Annotated in this window: 14 protein-coding genes and 1 riboswitch; of the genes, 4 read left to right on the plus strand and 10 right to left on the minus strand. The window is 43.1% G+C overall.

What is annotated here, in order from left to right; genetic code table 11:
- Positions 1 to 8: 8 nt before the first annotated feature.
- From BLS28_RS07300 to thiS, 4 genes are read right to left on the minus strand one after another with little or no spacing between them, the layout of a single operon-like run.
- Positions 9 to 653, minus strand: a complete 645-nt coding sequence (locus tag BLS28_RS07300; protein WP_091164009.1) for a thiamine phosphate synthase — start codon at positions 651 to 653, stop codon at positions 9 to 11.
- Positions 650 to 1,258, minus strand: coding sequence for a thiamine phosphate synthase (locus tag BLS28_RS07305; RefSeq protein ID WP_091164011.1), 609 nt, complete (start codon positions 1,256 to 1,258; stop codon positions 650 to 652). The genes BLS28_RS07300 and BLS28_RS07305 overlap by 4 nt, the downstream gene beginning before the upstream one ends.
- Positions 1,258 to 3,141, minus strand: a complete 1,884-nt coding sequence (thiC, locus tag BLS28_RS07310; protein ID WP_091164013.1) for a phosphomethylpyrimidine synthase ThiC — start codon at positions 3,139 to 3,141, stop codon at positions 1,258 to 1,260. Before thiC ends, BLS28_RS07305 begins: the two co-directional genes overlap by 1 nt.
- A 17-nt stretch (positions 3,142 to 3,158) precedes the next feature.
- Positions 3,159 to 3,362 (minus strand): sulfur carrier protein ThiS, encoded by a 204-nt coding sequence (gene thiS, locus BLS28_RS07315; protein ID WP_090527528.1) that lies wholly within the window; start codon positions 3,360 to 3,362, stop codon positions 3,159 to 3,161.
- 65 nt (positions 3,363 to 3,427) lie between these two features.
- Positions 3,428 to 3,519, minus strand: a riboswitch (TPP riboswitch).
- Between the two features lie 287 nt (positions 3,520 to 3,806).
- On the opposite strand from thiS, the gene BLS28_RS07320 reads away from it, so the two are divergent.
- Entirely contained in the window at positions 3,807 to 4,736 is a 930-nt protein-coding gene (locus BLS28_RS07320; RefSeq protein WP_091164015.1) for a DedA family protein/thiosulfate sulfurtransferase GlpE, read from the plus strand.
- A 266-nt stretch (positions 4,737 to 5,002) separates the two neighbouring features.
- Here BLS28_RS07320 and BLS28_RS07325 read toward each other — a convergent pair whose 3' ends face one another.
- The 5 genes from BLS28_RS07325 to BLS28_RS07345 all read right to left on the minus strand — a co-directional run bounded on the left by BLS28_RS07325 (position 5,003) and on the right by BLS28_RS07345 (position 10,343).
- Positions 5,003 to 7,408, minus strand: coding sequence for an outer membrane beta-barrel protein (locus BLS28_RS07325; RefSeq protein ID WP_091164018.1), 2,406 nt, complete (start codon positions 7,406 to 7,408; stop codon positions 5,003 to 5,005).
- 165 nt (positions 7,409 to 7,573) lie between these two features.
- Positions 7,574 to 7,900: a hypothetical protein gene (locus BLS28_RS07330; RefSeq protein ID WP_091164020.1), complete on the minus strand. Its 327-nt coding sequence runs from the start codon at positions 7,898 to 7,900 to the stop codon at positions 7,574 to 7,576.
- A gap of 56 nt (positions 7,901 to 7,956) precedes the next feature.
- Positions 7,957 to 8,409 carry a cold-shock protein gene (locus BLS28_RS07335; RefSeq protein ID WP_091164023.1) on the minus strand — a complete coding sequence of 151 codons (453 nt, stop codon included), beginning with the start codon at positions 8,407 to 8,409 and terminating at the stop codon, positions 7,957 to 7,959.
- A gap of 71 nt (positions 8,410 to 8,480) precedes the next feature.
- Positions 8,481 to 8,672 carry a cold-shock protein gene (locus BLS28_RS07340; RefSeq protein WP_090527544.1) on the minus strand — a complete coding sequence of 64 codons (192 nt, stop codon included), beginning with the start codon at positions 8,670 to 8,672 and terminating at the stop codon, positions 8,481 to 8,483.
- 387 nt (positions 8,673 to 9,059) lie between these two features.
- Positions 9,060 to 10,343 (minus strand): AAA family ATPase, encoded by a 1,284-nt coding sequence (locus tag BLS28_RS07345; protein ID WP_143020711.1) that lies wholly within the window; start codon positions 10,341 to 10,343, stop codon positions 9,060 to 9,062.
- 171 nt (positions 10,344 to 10,514) lie between these two features.
- On the opposite strand from BLS28_RS07345, the gene BLS28_RS07350 reads away from it, so the two are divergent.
- The 3 genes from BLS28_RS07350 (at position 10,515) to BLS28_RS07365 (ending at position 12,913) form a co-directional block, all read left to right on the plus strand.
- Positions 10,515 to 11,258: a cyclic GMP-AMP synthase DncV-like nucleotidyltransferase gene (locus BLS28_RS07350; protein WP_091164029.1), complete on the plus strand. Its 744-nt coding sequence runs from the start codon at positions 10,515 to 10,517 to the stop codon at positions 11,256 to 11,258.
- Positions 11,259 to 11,509: 251 nt separating this feature from the next.
- On the plus strand, positions 11,510 to 11,941 hold the full coding sequence (locus BLS28_RS07360) for a type II CBASS E2 protein (protein WP_091164034.1): 432 nt from the start codon (positions 11,510 to 11,512) through the stop codon (positions 11,939 to 11,941).
- A 3-nt stretch (positions 11,942 to 11,944) separates the two neighbouring features.
- Positions 11,945 to 12,913, plus strand: a complete 969-nt coding sequence (locus tag BLS28_RS07365; RefSeq protein WP_091164037.1) for an STING domain-containing protein — start codon at positions 11,945 to 11,947, stop codon at positions 12,911 to 12,913.
- A 142-nt stretch (positions 12,914 to 13,055) separates the two neighbouring features.
- Here BLS28_RS07365 and BLS28_RS07370 read toward each other — a convergent pair whose 3' ends face one another.
- Complete coding sequence (locus BLS28_RS07370; RefSeq protein ID WP_091164040.1) at positions 13,056 to 13,712, minus strand: helix-turn-helix transcriptional regulator; 657 nt, start codon at positions 13,710 to 13,712, stop codon at positions 13,056 to 13,058.
- Positions 13,713 to 14,026 lie beyond the last annotated feature (314 nt).

Genomic DNA, 14,026 nt, shown 5'->3' on the forward strand with positions numbered 1-14,026 from the left:
TGTTGATTTTAAGCTTCGTTAAACGAAGGTTGATTTAAATGATGGTATAATTCCGAAACCACTTGCCTGGCGTTAGTGGCGTGGGTGATGGCGCCGGACAGCGCAACACCATATATGCCGCTTTGTATGATCAGCGGTATATCGGCCGGCAAAATGCCGCCGATAGCAATTACCGGGATACTCATATTTACAAGACGCATCTGATCCATAATATCCCGATAACCGTCCATCCCCAAAATAGGGCTCAGCTTTTGTTTGGTAGTTGTAAAACGGTAGGGGCCAAGGCCGATATAGTCGGCACCCTCGGCAACGCGCTGTTTTACATGCGCAAATGTATTGGCCGTACCACCTATGATCATATCAGGGCCAACAATCTGACGGGCCTGTTGTATGGGCATATCCTGTAAACCCAGGTGCAGCCCATGGGCACCCGCCTTTTTTGCAATTTCAGGATGGTCGTTCACTATTAATCTGGCGCCGTACCCGTCACAAAGTTTAACGGCCTCGATGGCATATTGCAGAATGATATCTTCCGGTTGATCTTTAACCCTTAGCTGTACCCATTTACAACCGGCATCCAAAGCGGCTTTGATAGCGCCGGCATGTGTGCCGTTTTGCGGCTGTTGAGAGATATAATGCAGTTTATCAATCATGGATTTAATTGTTCGGTTTGTTTTTTAATGCTTATAAAATTGGAAACAGCCTGCTTGGGATCTTGCCAGATAGCACCCAAAACTGCTGCCCCGTCAAAATTCATTTTTTTTAGCAGGTTTAGATTGGATGCATCCACGCCGCCAAGCGCTATTACTTTTGGTCCGGGCTTATTACTGTCTAAACAAAAACCGGCAGGCAGCATGCTTTGATAACCTGGCTTGGATATGCTATTAAACACCGGGCTTAAAAACGCGTATTCAAAATGATTTAGTGAAGATGTGGCGCTGACATCATGTATCGAAGTACTCAACCGGTAGCCCTCTTTAAGCTGAATGTTTAACTTCAGCTGGTCGCTTTTGATACGATTCTTTTCGGGATAATGTAAATAGTGCATCTCAAAAACTTTGGCCAGCCTATGATGCTGATGACAAACTATAGCATGATGATAGGCCTGGTCAATCTGAGTAATCAGATTGGTACATTGATCGAGATCCCAATCTGGTTTGCGCAGGTGGAAACGCTGTAAACCGGCCCCGAACAAGCGGTTGATTATTTGTGCTTCATCCGTCACAGTATCCGGGGCCGATATCACGATCAATTCCATTACAAGTATATTTCGCTGCCTTTTTCGGCAAACTCCTTCGATTTTTGTTCCATGCCCCTGGTTAGCGCGTCGGCTTCTTCAACACCATTCTCTTTGGCAAAGTCGCGCACATCCTGGGTTATTTTCATCGAGCAGAAGTTTGGCCCGCACATCGAGCAAAAGTGCGCGATCTTGGCTCCTTCGGCAGGCAGGGTTTCATCATGAAATTCTTTAGCCGTATCCGGATCTAACGACAGGTTAAACTGATCTTCCCACCTGAATTCGAACCGCGCTTTGCTCAGCGCATTGTCGCGATACTGCGCACCGGGATGACCTTTGGCTAAATCGGCAGCGTGGGCAGCAATTTTGTACGTGATCACGCCATCTTTAACATCTTTTTTATTGGGTAAACCCAGGTGTTCTTTAGGGGTTACATAGCACAGCATAGCCGTGCCGAACCAACCGATCATGGCAGCGCCAATGGCCGAAGTAATGTGATCATAACCCGGAGCGATATCGGTAGTTAATGGCCCTAAAGTGTAAAAAGGCGCTTCAGAACAATGCTTTAATTGCTTCTCCATGTTCTCTTTGATGAGGTGCATGGGTACGTGGCCGGGGCCTTCAATAATGGTTTGCACATCGTGCTTCCAGGCTATTTTAGTCAGTTCGCCCAGGGTTTCCAGCTCGCCAAACTGCGCGGCGTCGTTGGCATCGGCAATACAGCCGGGGCGCAAGCCATCGCCCAGCGAAAAGGCGACATCATACGCTTTCATGATCTCGCAGATCTCTTCAAAGTGCGTGTAAAGGAAATTCTCTTTATGATGGGCCAGGCACCATTTGGCCATGATTGAACCACCGCGCGATACAATGCCGGTAATACGTTTGGCCGTTAAAGGCACATAGCGCAATAACACGCCCGCATGGATAGTGAAATAATCAACACCCTGCTCTGCCTGTTCTATCAGCGTATCCCGAAACAGTTCCCAGGTAAGGTCTTCGGCTTTGCCGTTCACTTTTTCCAGCGTCTGGTAAATAGGCACAGTACCTATAGGTACAGGTGTGTTGCGGATGATCCATTCGCGGGTTTCGTGAATGTTTTTACCGGTCGACAGGTCCATAATGGTATCGGCGCCCCAGCGGCATGCCCAAACGGCTTTTTCTACTTCTTCTTCAATACTCGAGGTAACTGCCGAGTTGCCGATGTTGGCATTGATCTTAACCAAAAAATTACGGCCAATGATCATCGGTTCACTTTCGGGGTGATTGATATTTGATGGGATAACAGCCCGACCGGCGGCTACCTCTTGTCGTACAAATTCGGGCGTAATGTAACCTTTAGGTGTGTTGGCACCAAAGCTATGGCCCTGATGCTGTTGGCTCATTACATCGTATTGCCCGTTCAACTGTTGTTTCAGCAGATCGATGCGTTGGTTTTCGCGTATGGCAATATATTCCATTTCAGGCGTGATAATGCCCTTTTTGGCGTAATGCAGTTGCGATACATTCATGCCTGCTTTGGCGCGGAAAGGTTTACTTTGGTAGCCAAAACGTAAATGATCAAGCTCTTTACTGTTTAAACGTTCGCGGCCATATGCTGATGATATACTATCCAGCAGCTCGACATCACCACGCGAAGTGATCCATTTTTCGCGCAGGCGGGGTAAACCTTTTTTAACATCGATGGCTATGTTTGGATCGGTATAAGGGCCGCTGGTATCGTAAACAGTTACCGGGGCGTTGGGCTCGGTTTCGCCAAAACGGCCATGTAGTTTGGTGTCGTTCAGGCTTATTTCGCGCATGGCCACGTCAATGTCGTGCAATTGTCCTTTAACGTAAATCTTACGCGACGCCGGAAACGGTGTTTGCGTGATGGCTTGTGCTGTAGGTGTTTTTTCTGTTTTCATAAAAGGCTATTGGGTGTTTATCCTCCCTGGGTGGCTTTAATAATGATGATTTTATCGCCCCGATTGAGCTTGTGGTTTTCCCATTGGGTTTTGGGAACAATAGCTTCGTTGATGGCAATGGCCAGCCCCCGGTCGGGGTGCTGCAAGACATCAGCGAGCAAAGCCCGCACATTGCAGTTATCAGGCACAATAAAATTTTGTTGATTAACGGTTACTTCCATTACGTTGCATTAAAATTTCAACTGTAGGAATGTCCCCGTATTAGGAAAGAAAAAACAACACCAATAGTGTCGTCGTCACTTTTCCCTTCGCCAGCATTACCCGGATCAGGTTCAAAGGGTATTATCTCAGTCCGTCAGGACACCCCTAAAGTTGCAGTAAAGCTAACGGAATAAAATTGATTAATCCAAATCAATTTTATGTTAAGACTGTCTGCTTACTACTTACGGTAGTTTGTTTTAACGTGTAAGTGTATTGAAGATCAAGTGATTGAATTGTGTTAATACTGGCGAAAATAATTTGAAAGCACCAGGCAAATTATCGTCAGCTTAACCCAAAATCCATAAAATAATAAACTACTCTCAACCTGATGTCAAATAATTGTTAATCGGCAAAATCGGGCCGGTCAATAAAAATAAGTGTCTTATCTTAGCTGCAACTGAAGTATGAACACATTAGTTGATTTAGTACAAACCTATGGGCTCTGGCTGGTATTTTTGATCACTCTTTTACAGAGTGTTGGATTACCGTTGCCTGCATTTGCAGTATTGATTGTAACTACCGCTGTAACACCTGCAACCGAAGCTAATATCATCATACTCATTTTAACCGGATCACTGGGTACCTTAGCAGGCGACCTCATATTATATTTTGCCGGGAAGAGATATGGAACGGGAATCCTCGGGAAATTATGTAAAATTTCTATGTCACCGGATACCTGTGTTCGCAGCACCGGCGATATTTTTGAACGCTACGGCGCCCCTGCTTTGACTATTGTTAAATTTATTCCGGGGTTGTCAACACTGGCACCTGTTGTTGCCGGGGTTTATGCAATGCGGGTGACATTATTTGTGTTTTTTTCATCCATCGCAGCACTTATCTATCTCGGCGCGGCAGTGACGTTGGGTGCAGTTTTTCGGCACCAGGTTGATGGTTTGATCTCCGCATTAAGTCATTATGGCACGATGGGCGGTTTATTTGTCGTCGTTCTGTTCGGTTTATACCTTTTGTTCAAATGGCTTCGGCGGTATCGCCTTATCAGGCAGTTTGAAACGGATAGGTTAACCGTGAACGATTTGATAGAGCTGATTGACGGAGAATCGAACCCTGTAATACTTGATGCGCGTCCGATGGATCAGCGCACAAGAAATGGATTTATACCGGGCTCAGTCCCCATAGACGAAAACAGTTTTAATGATATTGCCGACCGATATGCCGGGCATAAGGAGATTGTTATTTACTGTTCGTGCCCAAATGAAATAACCGCTGCAAGATATGCAGAGAAATTGCGTAAAGTTGGCCTGAAGCGCATCCGGCCTTTAGTAGGAGGGATTGATGCATGGGCCGAATCAGGCCAGCAGGTTACATTTCTTTAAAGCCTTTTCAAAATCAACTGTTTAATGTAGAGACGCATTACATGCGTCTTCCGCATACAGATTCCTGATGTTCATGAACTGCAAAGCAGCCTGGCCTATAGGAGACGCATGTGATGCGTCTCTACATAAAAGCAATATCAGCGCTTGTTGCAAACGAGCGCAAGATTAAAGCAATAAGCCCTCCCTAAATCTCCCCCGGAAGGGGAGACTTTTTTGATCTAAATTTTTTTAAGCCCTCCCTTCCGGGGAGGGTTTGGGTGGGGTTTTTACCCGTTCCATACACGCTGCATTTCATCGGTGGCACCATTGTCGCGCTTGGCCGTTTTGAAGGTTTTGCCGAAACGATAGGTGAACGCAAGCACCACCACGCGGCTATCACGCTTAATCTTAAAATACTCGGTGGCGTTAGGGAACTGCGTTAAGCCTTCCATGGCGTTGGTATAGAATATATCGCGCATGCTCAACTTCAGGGTGGCCTTCTTTTTAAGTACCGACATGCCCAGCCCTGCCGATAGTTGCCCGGTAGGGTATAGCCGTTCCTGCACATCGTTGCGGGCGCGGGTGGTGTAAAAGCCCGATAGCTCGCCTGTAAAACGTTTGCCCATGGTAAACTGGTTGCTGGCGTTGAGGTTAAGCTGGTTAATATCTGAGGTGTAATGATTGCCGTTAAAGCCGCTCAGCTTTTTGTAATTGTACAGTGCCTGTGCGGTTAGCGTCCACCAGTTGGTGGGGGAGGCCGTGACAGCTTCGGATACGCCGATGATATACGTGCGCCCCACGTTGCCCTGTGTATACAGCAAGATGCCCGCAAGGGTAGGGTCGCTCAAAAAGATCTGCGAAAAGTAGTTGTTGATATTATTGTAAGATAGGGTGGTGGTGAGCAGGTTTTTGTATTGATGGCTCAGCTCCAGGTTCCAGCTGTATTGCGGCAAAATGTAGGGGTTGCCGGTTTGATAGGTGTACTTGTTAATGATAAAATAGAAGGGATTAAGCGTTTGGTAAACCGGGCGATCAATGCGGCGGCTTACTGTTAAAGTAAAGCTATTGGCAGTATCAGCCTGGTAACTGAAATAGCCGCTGGGAAAAAAGCTGCCGTAGTTGCGCGAAAAGGCCGAATCTTTTTGCAGCACATTACCCAGTTGATGGGCGTGATAATCGGTATGCTCATAACGCAAACCTAACTGGTAGGAAATGTCCTTATGCTTGCGTTCCCATTGCGTGTATATGGCGTGGATATTCTCACTATAAAGGAAATGGTTACTGCGGGTCAGGTCGTCAGTCCATTGGCCCGCATTGAGGTTTTGATAACCGGCAGAATTATCGGTACTGCTGTGTGCCGATTTCCAGCCCGCCTGAAATTGGCCATCGCTGTCGGTTTTAAGCGTATAGTCGGCTTTGCCCGAGAGTATGTTGATGCCGGTGGGGATGTTGGCGCGTGTAGACTCGTTATAACCGCCGGTGGTTTGCAGGCGGTTGTTAAAATTCTGATCGCTGGTAATGTTGTAGTGCAGCCAGTCGGCATCAGCGCTGATGTCCTGGGTTTTGCTGATGGCATGGCGGAGGCTCAGGCTCACCTGGCCGTTTTTAAACCGGCTGTTGTTGGCGTTATCGGTAGCGATGACCGAATCTGCCGCGCCACTGGAGTTGAGCCAGCGCGCCGAAGCCGTATTGTTACCCTCGCGGTGGATCATGGTTCCGCCAAGCACAATGCCAACCGTTGTTTTAGGCGAAACTTCATAGTCCAACCCCGCTTTGGCCGTATTGTTCAGCAGTGTGCCGGTGAAGTGTGATGGCTGGTCCAGCGTTGCGGTGGTCGCTCCGTCGGCGCCGGTGTATTTACGCAGCGCGTACAGGTTGGTAAGATACTTCTGCCGGCTGATATTGTAATTAAAGAAAGTGCTGACCCGCCCGGCGCGGTAATTGAGCGTGAGCGTGTTATTGGTTTTGAAGTAAACACCCTGCGCCGCCGTGACCGTAACGGACCCGTTGAAACCCTTTTGCCGGTTCTTTTTGGTTTTAATGTTGATGATCCCCGCATTGCCGCTGGCATCATACCTGGCCGTAGGATTGGCAATCAGTTCAATCTGCGCTACCTGGGTGGAGCTCATGCTGCTGAGCAGGTTGTTGAGGTCGGCGCCGGAGAGGTAGGTTGGTTTGCCGTCTATCATCACCAGCACCCCGGGCTTGCCTTGTAAAGAAATGCCGCCATTACGGTCGACCATTACCCCCGGCGATTTCTCCAATACCTCCAGTACCGTGGCGCCCACATTGGTTACCGAGGCATCAACGTTTACGATCACCTTTCCCTGCTTCACTTCTACCGGCGGCGTTTTGGCGGTGATGTTCACCTCTTTTAGTACAGTACTCAGGGCTTGTATGCGGATGGTATCCTGCTTGATATTCTCCGCAATGGTATAGCTGCGGGTGGTTCGGGGCTGATAACCCATATAAGTTACCGAGAAGCTGAATGCTCCCTGCGTAATGTTCTGAAACCTGGCCTGGCCGCGGGCGTTAGTTACGATCATACTGACCTGCTTATTAGCCTGGATCAGTTTAATGGTGGCGCCATCGGCGGGCTGGGCATTTTCTTTAACAACTATCAGCGTAAACTGCTGCGCAAAGCCGCCCAGGGGTAACAGGGCCAGTAGAAAGAGTAAAAGTGTACGGGTCATTCAGTCAATTCAAATAATCCCGTAAGATAATCAGGCTGAGGTAGATGTTTGCAATTTAAGGTGCGAAAATATGGGTGAAAATCACTTTTTTACTTTGAAACTCACGAGTATGCCGCGTCTCAACCCAGCCCTGCATACCCGCGCCAGTTTGGGAAACTATCAGTGTTAACGCCTTACGCGGTTTAAATTAAAGGCAACCAGGTATTCGTACACCGGCTCGGGGGCGAAACGATCTGACGGTATCACTGTTTGTGCCTTCATCACCTGGTTCAATTGCGTTTTTACCAGGGCAAAAGTCGCTTTTAACAGTTCGGGCAGTACGCTTGTCGCTACTGTAGGATAGTACTGTTTCTCAAAAGCTTTTTTCTCAGCGGCGGTAGCCATTTGTACCTCCCAATGTTCATTGGGTTTAAAACCATTTTCCAGAGCGGTATTTCCCAGGTCATAAATATATTCGCTGGCTTTGTAGTGTGCTGTTTGTTTGTCGGTCATTGCTATTTATTGTATGAGTATATACCTCATTTGTTGTTGCAGTGGTTAATTACGGCTTAGTTCGCTTTAGCGACTTTGACAGCGGTAGGCCCTTTTTGCCCCTGTTCTATTTCAAAGGTAACTTTGTCATTTTCTTTGATGGCAAAAGAAGCCGCGTTGACATGAACAAAAATGCTTTCCTGGGTTTGCAGATCTTTGATGAAACCGAACCCTTTAGATTCATTAAAGAATGTTACTGTGCCTTTTCTTACAATTTCTACTTCAACTTCCTCCTGTTTTGGCGTACCAATGAGGATGTCCTGCGCCAATACCTTTTTCCGATTACCGGGGTCCTGGGGCACGGAGGTAATGTTGCCGTTTGCGTCAACATAAGCCAGCATATCTTCAAAGCCCTGTCCTTTAACAGCGTTGGCTTTACGATCTTCGGCCTTTTCTTTTTTGTCCTGTTGTTTTTTGAGCTTTTTCTTTTCGCGCTCTTTCTTGTTAAATGTTTCGGTGGATCTACCCATGTTTTTGATTAAGTGTAACAAAAAAGCATCCCCCCGGGTGGGAGGATGCTTTTAAAATGATGATATAGTGATTAAGCTATTTTTACATTTACTGCATTCGGACCTTTACGGCCTTCTTCAACGTCATAACTAACGGCGCTGTTCTCACGAACATTGTCAATCAGACCTGTTGAATGAACGAAGATTTCGCTGCCACCATTATTAGGTGTGATAAATCCGAAACCTTTGGCTTCATTAAAAAATTTTACTGTTCCTTGTTGCATTATATTGTTATTAATAAGTGTGCAATATAACTATAATTATTGATGTATTTTACTTTTCGTAAAATTATTTAACATTTATTTAATTGGTCGATGCGAAAAAGTGCCCGGAGCTCCGGTTAAAGGGTGTTTTTGAAGTATCTTTAGTTTTTAAAAAAACCTTGGTGTGCATTTTTATAAATGGTGTGCGTAGCCAGCATGCTGATCGTTTTGCTCTGCATCTTGTGTTGTGATCTCCTCAACCCAGAAAATTGGTTTAAATAAAACTTTATTTACCTGAACACGGGCCACAAGCGTACGCTTGCCGCAGCGGGGGCTTCGCTTTATGGCAGGGCAGTTCCGTTGTCCCTTTATGAAGTTAAGTAGGCTTTCTGCTCTTGAGGCTACGAATCATTCAGAATCTAATGAATTGAATAAATTTAATTGATCTAATTTAGGGATGGCACCATATTTACCGCTGGTATAGTCTTTATCAAATGACGCATCGTTTCTAACAGATGGGTCTTTAAAATACAAACTACTAATACTGGTTGCGCCTGTTTCATCACGTTCGGCAAATACCATTTGATCACGGCGTATAAACTTCTTTAATAGAGAGGTGTTGTGACAGGTACATATTAACTGGGCTCCATTTGGATTGTTATTATTAGAATTAAATAAGCCAATAATCATTTTAAGCAAATGTTCGTGAAAACGCGAATCTAATTCGTCAATCCAGAGTATTTTCCTTTCAATAAGTGCTTCAAGAATAACCCCTAACAAAGCAATATATTTTTGAGTCCCCAGGGATTCATCTTTAACCAGGTCAAATAATGTAGTATCGGTGTGTTTATTTTGATCGTCAAAAACTTTGTGAGAAGTCTTGAGATGAAAGCTCTCGTCAGCCGTAAACATGAAGTTAACAAAACTTTCAGACACTCCCATTTTTGATGCCTTTTCCTTTATTGCGGCCTCTATCCCTAAAAAATTCAAATCAGATTTTAAAATAATATCATGTATGCGTTCACGATAAACGGGGTTCTTTAAGAGATTGCCCGTGTGGTTAATCAATCGTTCATTATCCCCGTCAAACAACACTAAAGAATTCGAAAACCATTGCGATATACTCAAGCCAATGGATACGTTGAATTGCGCCAAAACCGAAATAAACAGAGCGTTTGACCTAACCAGTTCCCTTAATACATCGATTTTATTTTTTGGTTCATTTAGTAATCGTTTATCCACGTTAAGGGTGTTGGCGTGTCTTTTAAAAAGCTCTTCCTCTTTTCGTTTGTCTGTCATGTAAAGCCATTCATGATGAATCTCTTTACGGCTTATTATGAAACCGTATCTATATCTTATTTCTTTAAGTACAAAAATAACTTCAAATGAACTTGGGTATGAAAGCCGACTCTTGGTTAAACGAAACGGTTGTGTATCTATTTCTTGATTTGCCAAACTTTCTTTGGAAGAAGTTAAGACGAACTGTTGCATGAACTGAAAGGCTTTCAATAAATTGCTTTTTCCGGTTGCGTTGGCACCATAGACAATTCCACATTTAACAAGCTTTAAATCACGCATAAAAATTGGGTAAAAAATGTTACCCGGATTTTCTTTTATGGTACCGGCATCCATTCGGAACCGGGTGTTGTTTTTGAAAGAAAGGTAATTTTCGACTGAAAATTCAATAAGCATGGTATTAGTTATTAACACATTATCGGTGATTTCTCACTCGAATCAAATATATATGTTTAATTGTGGATAATTAAATGTATATTTTGTGAAAATTTCACAAAATCACAAAAATGTTATAATTAGCTTTGGGTATTAATTGATTATTAGAACGTTTTTTTAAAGTTGAAAATTATGGCAGATTGTAACAACTTATTTTTGGATTACAACAAAGTTATCACTCCGACAAGTATTCAGCGTCAGAAAATGAAAACCTCTCGTAAATCTTTGGAGACTAAAATATCTAACAAGCTTTACGATAAACTTGGCGTGTACCCTACCTTTTTTACACAAGGCTCTGATGCACCTAAATTCAAAACTATTATAATTAAGGAAGATAGTACGTTTGATTCTGACAGGGGTGTTTATTTACCCGGCAAACCTAATGTAAGTGGTGAGACTGTTCAAGGCTATATATATGATGCAGTTAAAGACCATACGAAAGATGGTGCACAACATCGTAAAAAATGTGTCCGTGTGCTGTTTCAATGTGAATACAATATTGATTTTCCTGCATACTATGAGGTTGAAGGCGAGGATTATGCTTACATGGCGGTAAAAGGAGAAGATTGGCTCAAAGACGATCCATGGCACATGATTACTTGGTTGACTCAATTTAAAGATGCTGACGGCCAATTTATAAGAATGATAAAGTATTTAAAAGGTTGGACATCTAAACGTAAATCACAAGGAAAAATGCCAAGTGGGATTGCATTAGCAGTTTGGGCAGCGAGACACTTTTCAATAGAAGACGGGCGTGATGATAAATGCTTTTTAAATTTATTAAAGGGCATTAAGTCTGCAATACAATTTTCAGTTAGTTGTTATGCTCCAGTCGAACCGTTCGATGATTTAACTGCTAAACTTAGTAAAAGATAATTTTTTAGAAGAGTTGACATTGTTTTGCGATGATGCACAGAAAGCCGTCGACGAAGAAGATCAGTTTGAGGCGTCAAAAGTATGGCGTAAGTATTTAGGCGATAGATTTCCAGAAGGCCTGAGTAAGGAAGATGAGAAACGTCAATCTGCACTTTTAGCTTCGGCTGGGATCGTTACCTCTGGGGCTTATTTAGGAAGGAGCGGGAACATTAATTCTACAACAGGAGTTGCACACTTAGCACACAGAAATTATGGGGGCTAAGAAATTGTATTTACCCTTTAAAGGTATCAACCCAATCAAGGTATTATTTAACGAAAAATATTTACTTGAAAAAGCATATGATTTTTTGAATGTGGCTATTCGTGGCAATACATTGTTTGCAGTAGGCTTTTGTCAACCAAGCGAGTATTCAGCAATTTATCGGTATAAATTAAGATTTACGCCTGGTTTGAGACCAAAAGTATTCACCTGCGAGCCCCGAATTATCTATAATAATGATATTCATATGTACAGTAGTGATCACAGCTTGTGTTTATATTATCCTAAAGATTACAGCTTTACCAGCTTGTCTAATTTGTATAATACAATCATACCTTGGACACATGAATGGTATCTTTATTACGAGCTTTATCTGCTAAAAGGTAAATGGCTACATCCTTACGTTGATCACAAAAAAATATAATTTATGGACTTCAAACCACATGTTTTTATTGGTTCTTCAAAGGAAGGGCTATACATAGCTGAGGCGTTAAAAGAACGTTTAAATGATTTGGTAGAAATCACGATATGGACAAATGCTTTTGATAATGTAAAAAGCAATTTCTCAAATTTAACCTCTAAAATTGCATTATATGATTATGCCGTGATTATTGCAACTGCGGACGATACCATCGTTTCACGAAAGAAAAGTAGCAAAGGCGCAAGAGATAACGTTTTATTTGAATTTGGATTATTTACTGGCGGCTTGGGCGCATCACGAGCTATATATATCCTTGAAAAAGGGTCGAAGATCCCGACAGATTTGTTAGGGGTAACATTTCCTTTTTTATCGAGTCAAGGAGATGTTGATTTTATTGCTTCCGTCGATAACTGCGCTGAAAGTATTCGAGAGCATATCAAATCGAAAGAGGATACATTTGATCTCGGCTTTTTACCTTCTACAGCTTTAGCCTATGGTTACTTCAAAAATTTTGTCGAGAAAACAGTCAAACGTTTATTAGAAGATAAGAGAGATAAAAAAGAGTTTGCTTTAAAAAATGGAGATGTCTTTTTCATCAAGGCTTTGACATTTACAATTCTTATACCCGATGATCTTAGTGACGATATGTTTAATAAGGTTGCGGGCAAAAGATTGAAAAGTGGATGGGTGAAATTACAAGTTGCTCCACAAGATGATATTCGAGATTATGACTTCTCCGTTGATATCTCCAAAGCCGAACATGGCGAAATGCACTTAGTTGATATACCTTATACATTAAATGCTTTGAATATGGCTATCGATTTGTATTCCGCTAAAGAACACTTAGGAAAGAATACACGCGAACAGGTGTTGGAATACCGCGAGATAAGGAATTTTAAAAGGACATTAGAATATCTTATAAAAAAGAGTGCTATATGCAAAGATATAGTCAAAATTGAAATTGTAGATGTTTAATGACTTTAAATTCTCGCTAACCGGCGGAGTACGCAACATTTGATGTTTTGGTGGGTACTCGTGACTGTCTCAACTATATAAGTGACAAAACACCAGCCGGATCAAGCAATCAATACATCACCCCCCGGCATAAACCTAAAACTCACTTCCCCCCAATCCCACTAACAATCAGCTCAATTTGATTCAGCTGCTCCTTGCTCAGCTGTTTCAGATTTTCCTGGCTTAATATGGTCTTGTTTATTTGCAGGTAGTTGTTTTGTTCGTTGATAACGGTGTTGGGCCGGCGTTTATTTATAGCGCCCACCGTTTCAAAATAAAGCCGGGCAGCCTTTACATCGCCGTTGCAGGCAAGCTTACAAACATTGGCCAGTATTTTAGGGACCATATATTTAAACTGCTCCATTTCGGCAAGGTATTGCGGGTGTGTTTTATAGCCTGTAAGGTGTTTGGCAACAGTTTGCCGGCTCAGGCCGCACTCCCGGGCTATTACAAATTTAGGGGGCATGGAGCCATTTTGGGCAATCAGCCTTTCGATTGCCCGGCTAATAACTAAGTGGTTATGTTCCCAGATCTGCTCATTTGTTGATGGCAGCATGATCTCCGCTATTTTATCTATAAACTTGTCCCGTTCTTCATCCGTTAATCGTTGAAGCATTTCGGTACTAAATTCGGCAATGTAATTGCGCTCAGCATCGTTCAAATCTTCAATATCTGTTAAGGTGATCTTTTGCAGACCCAATACACGGTCGAGCTTCTCTCTTGAAGGCGTTAAATTTGATAAGGTATTTTCAGGTTCCATCACGTTCGGCAATCTTTTAAATAAAGATCGGGAATTTATTATGAATTTGCTAATATTTTTAGCAAATATATCGTGTTAACTCTGTAGTTTTGTGTATGTGACTGATTAACAACGTGTTATTTGTAAATTGCTTGTTGATGAAGAAAATAGTGTAACCCCGGTTAATTTTATTTTATTGATTATCAGGCGTTTGTAAGTATATTTCTGAAATGTGTTAACCCTGTTAACCCCCCTCTGGTGCTATGGATATATAAGATAAACCCTCCCTTATGGCATCGCGGGGGCAAATTAACTATTGGTTCAGGCCAGGTGAA

It is taken from the genome of Mucilaginibacter gossypii (assembly GCF_900100945.1).
In the GTDB taxonomy this organism is placed as follows: Bacteria; Bacteroidota; Bacteroidia; order Sphingobacteriales; family Sphingobacteriaceae; genus Mucilaginibacter; species Mucilaginibacter gossypii.